This is a genomic window from Pseudomonadota bacterium (genome assembly GCA_016711215.1).
Lineage (GTDB): Bacteria > Myxococcota_A > Polyangia.
The window spans coordinates 23649-38107 of record JADJTL010000001.1; the positions used below are offsets into that span (position 1 = coordinate 23649).

The following is a 14459-nucleotide window of genomic DNA, read 5'->3' on the forward strand; positions in this document are numbered from 1 at the left end:
GAGCACGAACCGATCAGCAAGTGAACGAAGCAAGAGAACGAACAAGGAGCAGAGGGAGCATGAAGCCGAAGGATGTGTTGGCGTTCGCCGAGAAACACGGCGTCAAAATGGTCGATTTCAAGTTCCTCGACATGCCGGGAACCTGGCAGCACTTCGCGGTGCCGGTGTCGCGGCTCGAGGAGTCGCTCTTCGAGGATGGGTTGGGCTTCGACGGCTCGTCGATCCGCGGCTGGCAGCCGATTCACGCCTCGGACATGCTGGTGATCCCCGATCCGACGACCGCGCGCATCGACCCCTTCATGAAGGACTCGACGCTCAGTCTGATCTGCAACATCTTCGACCCGATGACGCGTGAGCCCTACTCGCGCGACCCGCGCAACGTGGCCCAGAAGGCCGAGCGCTACCTCAAGTCGACCGGTCTGGCCGACACGAGCTACTTCGGGCCCGAGGCCGAGTTCTTCATCTTCGACGACGTCCGCTATGACCAGACCGCCAACGGCGCCTTCTACCGCGTCGACTCGGTAGAGGGGCAGTGGAACACCGGGCGTGAGGAGCAGCCGAACCTCGGCTACAAGCCGCGCTACAAGGAAGGCTACTTCCCGGCGCCGCCAACCGACAGCCTCGTCGACCTGCGCGCTGAGATGTGCCTCGAGCTCGAGAAGCTCGGCATCCCGGTCGAGGCGCAGCACCACGAGGTGGCGACGGCCGGCCAGTGCGAGATCGACATGAAGTTCGGTCCGCTCGTCGACATGGGCGACATGTTGATGTGGTTCAAGTACGTGATCAAGAACACGGCGCGCCGCAACGGTCGCACCGTGACCTTCATGCCCAAGCCGCTCTACGGTGACAACGGCTCCGGGATGCACGTCCACGTCAGCCTCTGGAAGGGCGGCAAGCCGCTCTTCGCCGGCGACAAGTACGCCGGCCTGAGCGAGATGGGGCTGCACTTCATCGGCGGCATCCTCAAGCATGCCCCGGCGATTTGCGCCTTCTCGAATCCGAGCACCAATAGCTACCGTCGGCTGGTGCCCGGCTACGAGGCGCCGATCAACCTGGCGTATTCGAGCCGTAACCGCTCGGCCTCGATCCGCATCCCGATGTACTCGTCGTCGCCGAAGGCCAAGCGCGTCGAGTTCCGCACGCCGGATCCCTCCTGCAACGCCTATCTCGCCTTCAGCGCGATTCTGATGGCCGGCCTCGACGGCGTCGAGAACCGGATCAACCCCGGAGACCCGCTGGACAAGGACATCTACGCGCTCAAGCCCGAGGAGCTGGCCAACGTGCCGAAGGTGCCCTCCTCGCTGCCGGAGGCGCTCGAGGCGCTGAAGAAGGACCACGACTTCCTGCTGCGCGGCGACGTCTTTACCGACGACGTGATCTCCGAGTGGTACGAGTACAAGATGGAGAAAGAGGCCAAGCAGGTGCTGCTGCGGCCGGTGCCCCACGAGTTCGCGCTTTACTACGACTGCTAGAGCGACTCGCCCTACCGCGCGCGCTTTTCTGCTCGTGCGCGGTAGGCGCCCCCCTCTGCTCAGCCGCGAGAACCCCAAGAAGTAGTTCCCTGCGCCGACGCCGTGCGATGATGCGCCGATGTTTGGTGCATGCGGTGGGTCAAGTTTGCGCGCGCTCGGGATGCTGGGCATCGCGGTGCTGCTCGGCGCTGGGTTCGCGAGCTGCTCGGCCTGTTCTTCGCCCCCGCCGGAGGCTCTTCGACCGGCGGCCCAGCGCGCCGCCTCGCGCTCAGCGAACGCCGAGGCGACGGTTAGCCCTCCAGCCGCTTCCCCGGGCGAAAGCGCACGACCAGCTGATGGTGGCGCGGCCCAGGTGGACGAGCTGGCAGCGCTGCCCGCAGTCGAGATCACCCGCTCGACGCCCCCCGACGAGTTCCGCCAGCGGGTCGTCTACCAGATGCAGCAGCTGGCCGGCCACGACATCCGACGCTTGCAGGATGCCATCAACGCCGCGTACCTCAGTGCGGGCTGGCAGCGTGGTCGCGACGCGACCGCGGCCGAAGACCGACGGGCCCGTGCGCAGGCGTTGGCCTGGGGATTTTATTTGAAGTCCTTCCTCGCGCGCGGCCGCGACCTGCCCTTTGCCATGGATGATCTGGCCGATGGTCCGCTCGCCGAGCCGGCGACCGAGGCTCCTCGGCAACAGCTCTGGCGCCGGGCCGCCTGGCGGCCGCTGCAGGCGACCGCTGCAGCCGCCGCCCTCGCGCCGCCACCGACGACCGCCCCTGAGCCTCAGCGCGGAACCGTCGACCTGGCGCAAAAGGCGCTGCGCCTCGACGCCGAGCTCGGTGCACTGGAGCATACGGTCGGTGCGATCAACGAGCAGCTCGCGCGCAACGAGCGGTGGATTCGCAGCCAGGGCCAGCGCGCGCCGGCGGCGCGAGAGGCGGCGCAGCGGTTGGTGAAGAGCGCGGAGCAGGCGATTGGCGCCACCGAGGCTACGCTGCTGCAGCAAACGCAGCGCCTGAGGCCTTAAGGCGCGAGTCCGCGGCGGCGGGTCTCGACAGCGCTGCGACCAAGCCTCCGTTGCGGCGTTAGAGCCGCCGCTCGGCCCCCCGCTGCGCGGGGGTGGGGGCTCGCGATCAGGCTTCCGCGGTGACGAGCGCCGCCGCCCGCCGCGCTGCCCACGTGCCCAATTTGCGCTCAGCGCTTGGCCTGGCCCGAGGGGCCGACGTGCGGGCCACCATCTGGTGCGTAGCCGAAGATACCCATCTCCGAGAGGTCCAGCCCGTTGATCTCGTCCTCCGCCGTGACGCGATTGCCGACCAGCTTGTCGATCAGCCAGAAGCACAACGCGGCGGTCGGCGCGACCCAGAGGATGTTCGCCAAGATGCCGATCACCGAGGCGCCGAGCTGGCCCGCGTCGCCATAGAAGAGGCCCGTGACGCCACGGGCCACGCCGTTGAGCCCCTGTCCGTAGGTCCCGTTGGCGAAGAGTCCGACCGAGAGAATGCCCCAGATCCCATTGACCCCATGGACGGCCGACGCGCCGACCGGGTCGTCGATCTTCAGCTTTTGGTCGATGAACATCGCTGCGACGACGACCAAGGCGCCCGCGATGCCCCCGATGACCACGGCGGCCCACGACGAGACGAAGGCACAGGGGGCCGTGATCGCCACCAGTCCGGCGAGCATGCCGTTGGCGAGCCAGGTAGGATCGGGCTTGCCGAAGCGCCACATCACGTAGAGGTAGGCGCCGAAGGCGCCGGCTGCGCCCGCAAGCATCGTGTTGACGGCGACGACGGCCAGGCGCGTGTCCATACCGGCGAGCGTCGAGCCCGCGTTGAAGCCGAACCAGCCGAAGGCGAGGATGAAGGTGCCGACCATGACCTGGGCGATGTTATGCGCGGGGATCGCGTTCACCTTGCCGTCAGCGCCGTACTTGCCGATGCGTGGACCGAGCATCTTGGCCAGCACGAAGGCCATCACGCCGCCGGTCATGTGCACGCAGGAGCTACCGGCGAAGTCGACGTGGCCATGGCCGAGGCCGAAGTTGGTGCCGAGCGCCGCGAGCCAGCCGCCGCCCCAAACCCAGTTGGTGTAGATCGGGTAAATCAGGGTCGAGATGGCGAAGCTGAGCAGGATGAAGCTGGAGATCTTCCAGCGCTCGGCCAGCGATCCCGTCGGGATCGTCGCCGTCGTGTCCATGAAGACCATCTGAAACAAGAACATCGTCGCCACGGCCGGTGTGAAGGTCGTCAAGGGCAACATGAAGCCGGAGTAGCCGAAGAGCCCGAAGGGCTTGCCGAAGAGCTCGATCGTGAACTCCTTGGCCAACGAGGCGTCGCCGCCCAGCGTCCCGAGGGCACCAACACCGCCCATCTGGAGGCCGAAGCCGATGAAGTAGAAGCCAAGTACCCCGATCGCGTAGACGAAGAAGTTCATGCCCATCGTGTGGGCGACGTTTTTGGCGCGGGTCAGGCCGGCCTCCACCAGCGAGAAGCCCGCCTGCATGAACATCACGAGGAAGCCCGCCATCAGCGTCCAGACGATGTTGAGGGCGGTTTGGGTGTCGGCGACCTGCTGGCTGAGCTGGGTAATCGGATCGGCCATCGATTCTTCTCCTCGCTTTGCAGCGCGTTGTAGAGGACGCGCGTCCGCAAAGCACCGGGCGTGCCAGACTGCGTGGCGCCTGGCCAGCCGCGAGGAGTGGTGCGGTTCCGAGGCCTTGTGCGGGCGGGGCGGGAGCTGGGCCGGCGAGTCGGGGCAGAGGGCGAAGCACGCCGCGGTGGGTTTCTCTGCAACTGGGTACGCCGAGGTGGGTTCCCCGGCGCGGAGGCGGCCGACGCGGTGGCCGCCGGTCTCGAACGCCTCAGCTGCCCGTGAGCTGCGCGATGACGCTCGCCGCAGAATAGGAGGACTGTCCCCGCGGTAGGAAACGCAGGAGCCCGGCCAGGTCGTCGCCGGCGGTCACGAGTGGGGGCTCGGCGTAGCCGTTACGACGCTGCCCGAGACCGACGTTGGCCAGCAGCGCGTTACACAGGCACTTGCGTCCCTGCGCCTGCTCCGGACGTCCGCGCTTGAGCTCGAAGGTTCGGTCGCTCTCGGCCGCGCAGCGATAGCCGATCGTCCCGCCCTCGGCCTTGAAGGGGGTGCGGAGGTAGCCGACGTCGCAGATCCGACGGCGCTGCTGATAGACCTCGGCCTCGGAGAGCGTCTGCGGCAGGTCGAGCACCTTGAAGGGAAAGCCGGTTGGAGAGGCGTGGGCGTCGGTGAAGACGCAGGCCTCACCAGCGAGGACGCGGCGCAGGGTCTCGCCCTTGAGGTGCTGGTCGAGGCCCGACTCCTCGCAGAAGGCGAAGGCGGTGCCCACCTGGATGCCCGCCGCGCCAACCGCGAGCGCGTGCTCTAGCGCCTCCCGGCTGGCGCAGCCGCCGCCGACCCAGAAAGGGCGCCCGAGCTTCGCCACCTGCGCCAGGTCGATCTCGTCGTCAGGGCCGTAGACGGGCTGGCCCGCGGCGTCGAACTGTCGCCGGCCGCGCGGCGGCGCGTTATGTCCGCCCGCCGTCGACCGCTCGATGACGAAGCCCTCGGGTGGCACCTCGATCGCCTGCGCGAGGTGGGTCGCCAGCTCGACGGAGGAGACGATGGCGAGGAAGCGCGGCCGCCGCGGTGGCGGGGTACCGGCGTCGAAGAGCTCGGTTGGACTGAAGCGCACCCTGAAGTCGTCGGCGGGCGCGGCGTACTGGACCTTGAGGTCCAACGACACGTCCTCGTTGCGCGCCAGCTTGGTCAGGACCGCGCCGATCGGCGCGGGACTGCCGGCGCCGATGATCACGAAGTCGACGCCCGCGAGCATCGCACCGTAGAGCGATGCGAGCAGCGGAAGTTGGATCTTGAAGAGGAAGTTGATGCCGATCAGCCCGCCCTGGCCCTGCTCCTTGGCCAGCGTGACCTCGGCGAAGTTGGCGACGACCGAGAGCTCCTGCAGCGCGCGGGTCGGCTGCATGCCGTACATCGGTACGCCCTTGAAGGGCTCCGTCGGCGCCTGCCCTTCAGCGACGAAGTAGCGCTCGAGGACGCGCGTGGCCATCGCGGGCGCGGGGAAGCGCCCGAGGGCGCGCCGAAGGTGGCCGCCCGGATCGCCGAGCTGGAGCTGTCTGGCGTAGACGACCTCGAGCGCCGTGCCCGAGACGACGCCGAGCTGGCCGGTTCGCGCCACCGCCCCGGCAAGCTGCCAACCCGATATCCCGACGCCCATGCCACCTTGGATCACCCGCGGCAGGCCGCCGCCCGGCGCCGACGTTAGGGTAACGGTTGCGTCGTTCATTGGCGTCTTCTTTCCGTGGTCTTGGGGCCGCATGTAGCACACCCGCTGACGACTACCAGCCGATTGTCATGAAGTGGTCATCGGCCGGCGCGCGCGCTCTTGCCGCAGCGCGCGTCAGCGCTTCGGCTGGTAGAGCGCCTGGAGGTTGGCGCCGAGCAGACCCGCGTCGTAGCTGCGCTCGTCGATCAGGGGCAGCCCGCGGGCCTGCTGCTCGTCGACCAGGACGATCAGGCGCAGCTGCTCGGTGCGGGTCGAGATGCGATCGGCCGCGGCATCGTCGGTCAGCCAGCGGTAGCGGTCGAAGGCGCGGAGGTCCAGCGGGCCGGTGTAGCCACGCAGCGTCTTCTCGCGCTCGACGTTGAAGTACTGGGCGAAGTACGACATCGCCAGCTCACGCACGCTGCGATACACGGGGTCGCGGTAGCGCAGGCCCGTGGTGTTGGACTTGGCGAGGGCGCCCCAGCAGCGGCCCTCGCGGAAGAGCGCCAGCAGGTGCTCGTCGTCGCGCCCGTTGGCCATCAGATCGAGCAGCAGCGGCTTGTGGCCGAGTCGTCGTAGCGCCGCGGCCGCGAAGAGCGCGCCGTCGAAGCAATGGGCGGTGCGCTCGCGGAGCACCCGCAAGGGGCAGCGGTAGAAGCTGTCGGGGCTGTAGCGCAGCGTCTCGAGCCAGGCCTGAATAGCGGGCGGGCTCGTCAGTCCCGCCATCAGCCGTCGCTCCGCCGCAGTCAGCGCCGCGTCGAAGGCCACGTCGGCTACCGATGGCTCCGAGGCGCGCGGCGGGCTGGAAGCGTGCATCCGTCGATCCCCTCGGTCGCGTCTCCGCCGAGTCTCAGTCGCGTCGCAGTCGAGACTCAGTCGAGTCGCGCCAGGACTGCCTCGGTCATCGCGCTGGTCCCCAGTGTGCCGCCGAGGTCGCGCGTGCGGGCACCCTCGTTGATCGCGCGCTCGACCGCTTGCTCGATGGCGCGCGCCTCGGCCTCCAGGCCGAGCGAGTGCCGCAGCAGCAGCGCCGCGCTGAGCATCGTACCGAGCGGGTTGGCCACGCCCTTGCCCGCGATGTCCGGCGCCGAGCCATGGATCGGCTCGTAGAGGCCACGGCGGCCCTCGCCGGTCGAAGCGCTGGGCAGCAGCCCCAGCGAGCCGCCGATCACCGCTGCCTCGTCCGTGAGGATGTCGCCGAACATGTTCTCGGTGACGATCACGTCGAAGGCGGCCGGCTGCGTCACCAGCCGCATCGCCGCCGAGTCGACGAGTTGATGCTCGAGCTTGATCGCCGGGTACTCGGCCGCGACCTCGATCGCGACCTGGCGCCAGAGCCGCGAGGACTCGAGCACGTTGGCCTTGTCGACGGAGGTGACGTGGCCGCGGCGCTGCCCGGCGAGCTGACAGGCGAGGCGGACGACGCGGCGAATCTCGACGTCGGTGTATTCGAGGGTGTCGACCGCGCGCTCGCTGCCGTCCTCGCGCCGCTCGCGCAGCCGCGGCTGGCCGAAGTAGAGGCCCCCCGTCAGCTCACGCACGACCAGCAGGTCGACGCCCTGCAACCGCTCTGCCTTCAGCGGCGAGGCGTCGGCCAGCGCTGGATAGACCCGTACCGGTCGGAGATTGGCATAGAGGCCCAGGGCCTTGCGGATCCCGAGCAGCCCCTGCTCCGGGCGCACGGGCGCGCGGGGGTCGTCCCACTTCGGGCCGCCGACCGCCCCGAGCAACACGGCATCGGCGCGCAGACAGGCCTCGACGGTGGCCGCAGGGAGCGGCCCTCCCGTGGCATCGATCGCCACGCCGCCGATCTGCTGCTCGTCGTAGCGCAGCGCGTGGCCATGACGCTTGGCTACCGCGTCGAGGAGGCGCCGCGTCGCCGCCACGATCTCCGGTCCGATGCCGTCGCCGCCCAAGAGTACGATCGTTGCGTCCACCGCTTCCCTCCGTCAGTGCTGCCTCAGTGCTGCATTCGCACCGATGCGTCTTGGTGTGGCCTGGCCAGGCGGCGCCTCAGCTCTGCTGCTGGGCCTCGAAGGCGGCGATCTGCTCAGCATGGCCCAGCAGGTAGTCGAGCTGATCGATGCCGCGCAGCAGGCAGTCGCGCGCGAAGCGGTCGATCGGGAACTCCGTCGCGGGGCCTCCCGGCCAGCGCAGGTGCTGGGCCTCGAGGTCGATCGTCAGCGCCAGGTCGGGCTGAGCCTGCAGCAGCGCGACGAGCTGCCCGTGGAGCGCGGGCGTGACGGCGACCGGCAGCAGGCCGTTCTTCAGCGCGTTGTTGCGGAAGATATCCGCGAAGGAGGTCGAGACCACGGCGCGGAAGCCGGCCGCGATGAGCGCCCACGGCGCGTGCTCGCGCGAGGATCCGCAGCCGAAGTTATCGCCGGTCACGAGCACCTGCGCGCCCGCCGCCGCCGGCTGATTGAGGACGAAGGAGGGTTCCTTGCGCCAGTCGCAGAACAACGCCTCGCCGAGGCCGTCCTTGTCGGTGACCTTGAGGAAGCGCGCCGGAATGATCTGGTCGGTGTCGATGTTGTCGATCGGCAGCACGACGGCCCGCGCTGTGAGTGTCTTGAACTGCGCCATCTCATCCCCCCGTGGCCGCTACCGGCGCTGAGCTGCCCGGTAGCAGGGTGCGTACGTCCGTGACCACGCCGGCGACGGCGCAGGCTGCCGCGGTCAGCGGCGAGGCCAGGAAGGTGCGGCCGCCCGGACCCTGCCTGCCCTCGAAGTTGCGGTTGCTCGTGCTGACGGCGTACTGGCCGGGCTCGAGCTGGTCGCCGTTCATCGCGATGCACATCGAGCAGCCGGCCTCCCGCCATTCCGCCCCGGCCTCGCGAAAAACGCGATCGAGCCCCTCGGCCTCGGCCTGGCGCTTGATCTGTTGCGAGCCCGGGACGACCAGGGTGCGCACGCCCGCCGCCACATGCCGGCCGCGCAGGATGCTCGCCGCGGCGCGCAGGTCGCCGATGCGCGAGTTGGTGCAGGAGCCGACGAAGACGACGTCGATCTTCTGGCCGAGCAGCGGCCGGCCGGGCTGCAGGCCCATGTAGCGCAGCGCCTTCTCCAGCGTGGCGGGATCGGTGCCGGCGGGCACGGCCGCGGGGCTCGGAATCGGCGCGCTGATCGGGATCGCCATGCCGGGGTTGGTGCCATAGGTGATCATCGGCTCGAGCGCGCTGCCGTCGATCGTCGTCGTCTTGGCGTAGACCGCGTCGGGATCCGAGGGCAGGGCGCGCCAGCGCTCGAGCGCCCGCAGCCAGGCCAGGCCGCGCGGGGCGTGCTCGCGCCCGGCCAGATACTCGAAGGTGGCGTCGTCGGGCGCGATCATCCCGGCGCGCGCGCCGCCTTCGATGCTCATGTTGCAGACGGTCATGCGCCCTTCCATGTCGAGGCCGCGGATCGCCGAGCCCGTGTACTCCAAGACATAGCCGGTGCCGCCGCCGGTGCCGATGCGCGCGATCAGCGCGAGGATGATGTCCTTGGCCGTCACGCCGGGCTTGAGGCGGCCGTCGACGCGCACCTCGTAGGGCTCGGGGCGGGTCTGCAGCAGACACTGGGTGGCCAGCACGTGCTCGACCTCGCTCGTGCCGATGCCGAAGGCCAGCGCGCCGAAGGCGCCATGTGTCGAGGTGTGGCTATCGCCACAGACCACCGTCATGCCCGGCTGCGTGCGACCGAGCTCGGGACCGATCACGTGCACGATGCCGTTGCGGCTCGTGCCGAGGGCGTGCAGCTCGATGCCGAACTCGCGGCAGTTCGCCTCCAGACGTCGCAGCTGAGCGGCGCCCGGTCCGTCGGCGGCCTCATAGCCGCCAGGCAGCGTTGGGGTCGAGTGGTCCATGGTGGCCAAGGTGCGCTCGACCCGCCGCACGCGCAGGCCGCGCGCGCGCAGGCCGCTGAAGGCCTGGGGCGAGGTCACCTCGTGGACCAGGTGCAGGTCGACATAGAGCAGCGCGGGATGTCCCGGCTGCTGCGCGACGATGTGAGCGTCCCAGACGCGTTCGAACAGGGTCTTGCCCATGCGAAGTCTCCTCGGGAACCCGGCGGGTGGGCCCCCTGCCTGCGCTATGCGGAGGCCTTCGGCGCCGCCGTCGAGGCCTTGAACTCCCCGGTCGCCGGGCGCGCGCTGGCGTCGCGGGCGCGCTCGAGGGCGCCGATCAAGCGGTTGATCGCCGTCAGGTAGGCCTTGGCGCTGGCGACCACGATGTCGGTCTCGGCGCCGTGCCCGCGAAAGACCCGCGTCGTCGTCGCCGCGTGCTGCGGGCTGATCCGCGGACCCGGCACCTCGGCGCGAATGCGCACCCCGACCTCGCCGAGCGCGTCGATGCCCTCGGTCACCGAGTGGACGGAGAACTCGAGCAAGGTCGTATGGAGCTCGACGATCTGGTCGATGGCCTTGTAGGCGGCATCGACGGGGCCGGTGCCGACGACCGCCCGCACGTGCTGGGTGCCGTCGGGCCCCACCAGGCGTACGGTCGCCGTGGGCATGCCGATCGAGCCGCAGGAGACCTGCAGGCCGTCGAGCGTGTAGTAGTCACGCGCCTCGAGAAACTCCGAGCTGATCAGCGCCTCGATGTCGGCGTCGACCACCTGCTTCTTGCGGTCCGCGAGCTGCTTGAAGCGATCGAAGGCCTTCTCGAGCTGCTCGCCCTCGAGGTGGTAGCCGAGCTCGACCAAGCGCAGGGCGAAGGCGTGGCGGCCCGAGTGCTTGCCGAGCACCAGCAAGGTCTGCGCCGCCCCCACCGTCTCGGGCCGCATGATCTCGTAGGTCTGATGGTGCTTGAGCATCCCATCCTGGTGGATGCCCGACTCGTGGGCGAAGGCGTTGGCGCCGACGATCGCCTTGTTCGGCTGTACGGCGATGCCCGTGCAGGCGCTGACGACGCGGCTGGCGCGGACGAGCTGCGTCGTGTCGATCTGCGTGCGCAGGCCGAGCTGGGCGCGGCGCGTGTGCAGCGCCATCACGATCTCTTCCAGCGCCGCGTTGCCGGCGCGCTCGCCGATGCCGTTGAGGGTCACCTCGGCCTGGCGCGCACCGGCGCGCAGCCCCGCCAGCGTGTTGGCGGTCGCGAGCCCGAGATCGTCGTGGCAGTGGACCGAGAGCACGACGCCTTCGACGCCGGCCACCTGACTGCGCACGCCGGCGATCATCGCGCCGTACTCCTCGGGCATCGTGTAGCCGACCGTGTCGGGGATGTTGAGCGTCGTCGCACCGGCGGCGATCGCCAGCGCCAGCACCTCGTGCAGAAACTCGGGCTCGGTGCGGCCGCCATCCTCGGGGCTGAACTCGACGTCGGCGCAGAGGCTGCGCGCGTAGGCCACCATCTCGCGCACGCGGTCCTTGACCTGCTCGCAGGTCATCCGCAGCTTATGCTCGCGGTGAATCGGCGAGGTGGCGAGGAAGGTGTGGATGCGCGGCCGCCGCGCGTCCTTGACCCCGCTCCAGGCCTTGTCGAGGTCGCGCTGCGTGGCGCGCGCCAGACCGCAAATGATCGGTGGCTCGTCGCTCGGCCGCCCCTCGACGGCGCGCTGGCCGACCTCGCCGGCGATCGCCTGGACGGCGGCCAGGTCATCCGGCGAGGCCGCCGGAAAGCCGGCCTCGATGATGTCGACGCCGAGCCGGGAGAGCACCCGCGCGACCTCGATCTTTTCGGACGAGGTCATCGTCGCGCCGGGCGACTGCTCGCCATCGCGCAGGGTCGTATCGAAGATGCGTACGTAGTCCTGGTCTTCCATCGCTCACCCCCAGGGCGCTGGCCCTCGCCAGAGGCGCCCGCCTGCTGCGCGCTCCACCGGTGACGCCGCGGCCGCGCTCGCTTGCTGCGCGCGCGGTCCGCGCGTGGGCGCTGGTGCTACGCCGCGCTCGAGGCCGCCAGCGGACGAGCCCCGCTGCCCGGCTCCACCGTGGCCAGCTCGGCGCTGCGGGTCATCGCCACCATGCCGCTGTTGACCATCTCGAGGATGCCGAAGGGCCGGAGCAGCGCGACGAGGCCGTCGATCTTCTCCTGCTCGCCGGTGATCTCGACGATCAGCGCATCGGTGGCGATGTCGACCACGCGCGCGCGGAAGACCTTGGCGATCTCGAGGATCTCCGCGCGTTCGGTGGCGGCGGCCTTGACCTTGATCAGCGCCAGGTCGCGCGCGACCGAGGGAACGGCCGTGATGTCGCGCACGCGCAGGACATTGACCAGCTTGTAGAGATGCGCCTCGAGCCGCCGCGCCGTGTCGTCGTCGGCGCAGGTGATCATCGTCAGGCGCGAGACGCCCGGCTCGTGCGTGCGTCCGACCGTCAGCGACTCGATGTTGTAGGCACGGCGGCGAAAGAGCGAGACGACGCGGTTCAGCACGCCGGGCTTGTCTTCGACATAGGCGATGAAGGTACGGGAAATCGCGCGATCCATCGTTACACCTCCGAAGTCGGGCTGCGATGCGGGCGGCGGATCATCTTGTCCAGGTCCGCACCGGCCGGCACCATCGGGTAGACGCTGTCTTCCTTCTCGACGCGGAACTCGACCAGGAAGGTGCCCGGCGCCTTGCGTGCGGTCTCGATCGCGCCGGCCACCTGGTCACGCCGCGTCACCACCAGGCCCTGAAGCCCGTGGGCCTCGGCCAGCTTGACGAAGTCGGGGCTCTTCATCGGTGTCGCCGAGTAGCGGCGATCATAGAAGAACTCCTGCCACTGCCGCACCATCCCGAGGTAGCCGTTGTTGATCACGGCGATGTTGAGCTTGAGCTGCTCCTGGGCGCAGGTCGCGAGCTCGCACGCCGTCATCTGGAAGCCGCCGTCGCCGGCGATCGCCCAGATCTCCTCCTGGGGCTGCGCGAAGCGCGCGCCGATCGCTGCCGGCAGCGCGAAGCCCATCGTGCCCAGGCCGCCCGAGGTCAGCAGCTTGCGCGGGTAGTCGTGCTTGTAATACTGCGCCTCCCACATCTGATGCTGGCCGACGTCGGAGACCACCAAGGCCTTGCCCTCGGTCGCGCGCCAGAGATCGTGCATCACGTGGGCGGCATAGAGGTGGCCGTCGTCGGGCAGCGCCTGGATGTCGCGCACGGCGGTCTCGCCCTTCAGCGTCGCGATGCGCGCCAGCCACTCGGCGCGGTCCTTATGCTCGAGCTGCGGCTGCAGCGCCAGCAGCGTGGTGCGCAGGTCGGCGACGATCGGCAGGTCGACCTTGACGTTCTTGTTGATCTCGGAGGCATCGATGTCGATGTGGATCTTGCGCGCGTGTGGCGCGTAGGTCGCCAGCTTGCCGGTCACGCGATCGTCGAAGCGCATGCCGAGGGCGATCAGCAGATCGGCCTCCTGGATCGCCGTGTTGACCCAGGCCTCGCCGTGCATCCCCATCATGCCGAGGCTCAGCGCGTGGGTCGCCGGAAAGCCGCCCAGGCCGAGCAGCGTCAGGGCGACGGGCAGGTGGCCCGTCTCGGCGAAGCGCACGACCTCGGCGGTGGCGCCGGACTGGACCACGCCCTGGCCCGACAGGATCAGCGGGCGCTTGGCGTCATGGATCAGCTCCAGCGCCCGCGTCAGCGCGGCCTGCGGCACGGCGGCGGGCTCGCGATAGCCCGGCAGCTCGATGGGATTGTTATCCCAGGCGAACTCGGTCGAGGCCTGCTGCGCGTCCTTGGTGATGTCGACGACCACCGGCCCGGGACGTCCCGAGCGTGCGATGTAGAACGCCTCGCGCAGCGCGGGGGCGATCTCGTCGGCGCGGGTCACCAGGTAGTTATGCTTGGTGATCGGCAGCGTCACGCCGGTGAGGTCGGTCTCCTGGAAGCCGTCGGTTCCCAGCAGAAAGCCCGCGACCTGGCCGGTGATGCAGACGATCGGCGAGGAGTCCATCATCGCCGTGGCGATGCCCGTGACCAGGTTGAGCGCGCCCGGGCCCGAGGTGGCCACCGCGACGCCGACCTTGCCCGAGGCGCGGGCGTAGCCGTCGGCCATGTGCGCGGCCCCTTGCTCGTGGCGCACCAGCACATGGCGCACGTCGTAGTCGAGCAAGGCGTCATAGGCCGGCATGATCGCCCCGCCGGGGTAGCCGAAGCAGACCTCCACGCCCTCGCGAGCGAGCACCTCCCAGATCACCTGGGCTCCCGTGCGTTGCATGATGTTCTCCTCCTTGCGGCTGATGACCCCGCTGGGGGCCGGACCTAGCACGAACCCGCTAGGTGTTGAAAACAAAAACCCCCGCAGCCAGTCTTGGTTGCGGGGGCGAAGGCTGACTCCGAGTTACGCTAAACCCAGGGAGGCCCACACCCCGCGCCTACACCGACGAGCAGTACGAGAGCGAGGACGGGCAGACCAAGGAACACGGGCGCCTGTGACGGCCGCTGAAACATCGGCTGCAACGGCGCCCGGGACGCGGGCGTGCAGGACGAGGGAGTGCGGGACACGGAGACGCGACGGTTCAGCATAGCGGCCGGAGTGTGCGGCGAGGGCAAGGGGTGAGTCAAGAAGAATCGCCCTTCCCTGGCTAGCGGTTCAGCCCGTTCATCACTTGTTCTATTGTTGTCTATTGTTGTCTATTGCTGGTGGTGTTGTCTATTGCTGGTGGACCTGCCGCGCAGCCGGCGCGCGAGCGCTCCGCCTGTGCCGAATCCGAAGCCACCCAGGAGTGCAGAGGAAAAGACGACAGCCTCAAGATTGCGCCTTCCGATATCAAGGAAGTCCGTGGACGGTGGGGAAAGACCCAGCT

At 69.3% G+C, this 14459-nt stretch carries 11 protein-coding genes; 2 read left to right on the top strand and 9 right to left on the bottom strand.

Features of this window, described 5'->3' with window-relative positions; all coding sequences use genetic code 11:
• The first annotated feature begins 59 nt into the window (after positions 1-59).
• Positions 60-1472 (top strand): type I glutamate--ammonia ligase, encoded by a 1413-nt coding sequence (gene glnA / locus IPL40_00080; protein MBK8479568.1) that lies wholly within the window; start codon positions 60-62, stop codon positions 1470-1472.
• Between the two features lie 352 nt (positions 1473-1824).
• Positions 1825-2487, top strand: coding sequence for a hypothetical protein (locus IPL40_00085; GenBank protein ID MBK8479569.1), 663 nt, complete (start codon positions 1825-1827; stop codon positions 2485-2487).
• 167 nt (positions 2488-2654) lie between these two features.
• Here the strand turns inward: IPL40_00085 and amt are convergent, their stop codons facing one another.
• The 9 genes from amt to ilvB all read right to left on the bottom strand — a co-directional run bounded on the left by amt (position 2655) and on the right by ilvB (position 13870).
• The gene (amt, locus tag IPL40_00090; GenBank protein MBK8479570.1) at positions 2655-4064 is read right to left on the bottom strand and encodes an ammonium transporter; all 1410 of its coding nucleotides are present in this window, start codon (positions 4062-4064) and stop codon (positions 2655-2657) included.
• Positions 4065-4323: 259 nt separating this feature from the next.
• Positions 4324-5781: a nitronate monooxygenase gene (locus IPL40_00095; protein ID MBK8479571.1), complete on the bottom strand. Its 1458-nt coding sequence runs from the start codon at positions 5779-5781 to the stop codon at positions 4324-4326.
• A gap of 114 nt (positions 5782-5895) precedes the next feature.
• Positions 5896-6576: a hypothetical protein gene (locus tag IPL40_00100; GenBank protein MBK8479572.1), complete on the bottom strand. Its 681-nt coding sequence runs from the start codon at positions 6574-6576 to the stop codon at positions 5896-5898.
• A 56-nt stretch (positions 6577-6632) separates the two neighbouring features.
• Positions 6633-7697 carry a 3-isopropylmalate dehydrogenase gene (gene leuB / locus IPL40_00105; protein MBK8479573.1) on the bottom strand — a complete coding sequence of 355 codons (1065 nt, stop codon included), beginning with the start codon at positions 7695-7697 and terminating at the stop codon, positions 6633-6635.
• 76 nt (positions 7698-7773) lie between these two features.
• Entirely contained in the window at positions 7774-8346 is a 573-nt protein-coding gene (gene leuD / locus IPL40_00110) for a 3-isopropylmalate dehydratase small subunit (protein ID MBK8479574.1), read from the bottom strand.
• A 1-nt stretch (position 8347) separates the two neighbouring features.
• Positions 8348-9784, bottom strand: coding sequence for a 3-isopropylmalate dehydratase large subunit (gene leuC / locus IPL40_00115; GenBank protein ID MBK8479575.1), 1437 nt, complete (start codon positions 9782-9784; stop codon positions 8348-8350).
• A gap of 44 nt (positions 9785-9828) precedes the next feature.
• On the bottom strand, positions 9829-11499 hold the full coding sequence (locus IPL40_00120; GenBank protein ID MBK8479576.1) for a 2-isopropylmalate synthase: 1671 nt from the start codon (positions 11497-11499) through the stop codon (positions 9829-9831).
• A 116-nt stretch (positions 11500-11615) separates the two neighbouring features.
• Positions 11616-12164: an acetolactate synthase small subunit gene (gene ilvN / locus IPL40_00125; GenBank protein ID MBK8479577.1), complete on the bottom strand. Its 549-nt coding sequence runs from the start codon at positions 12162-12164 to the stop codon at positions 11616-11618.
• A gap of 2 nt (positions 12165-12166) precedes the next feature.
• Positions 12167-13870, bottom strand: a complete 1704-nt coding sequence (ilvB, locus tag IPL40_00130; GenBank protein MBK8479578.1) for a biosynthetic-type acetolactate synthase large subunit — start codon at positions 13868-13870, stop codon at positions 12167-12169.
• Between the last annotated feature and the right edge of the window lie 589 nt (positions 13871-14459).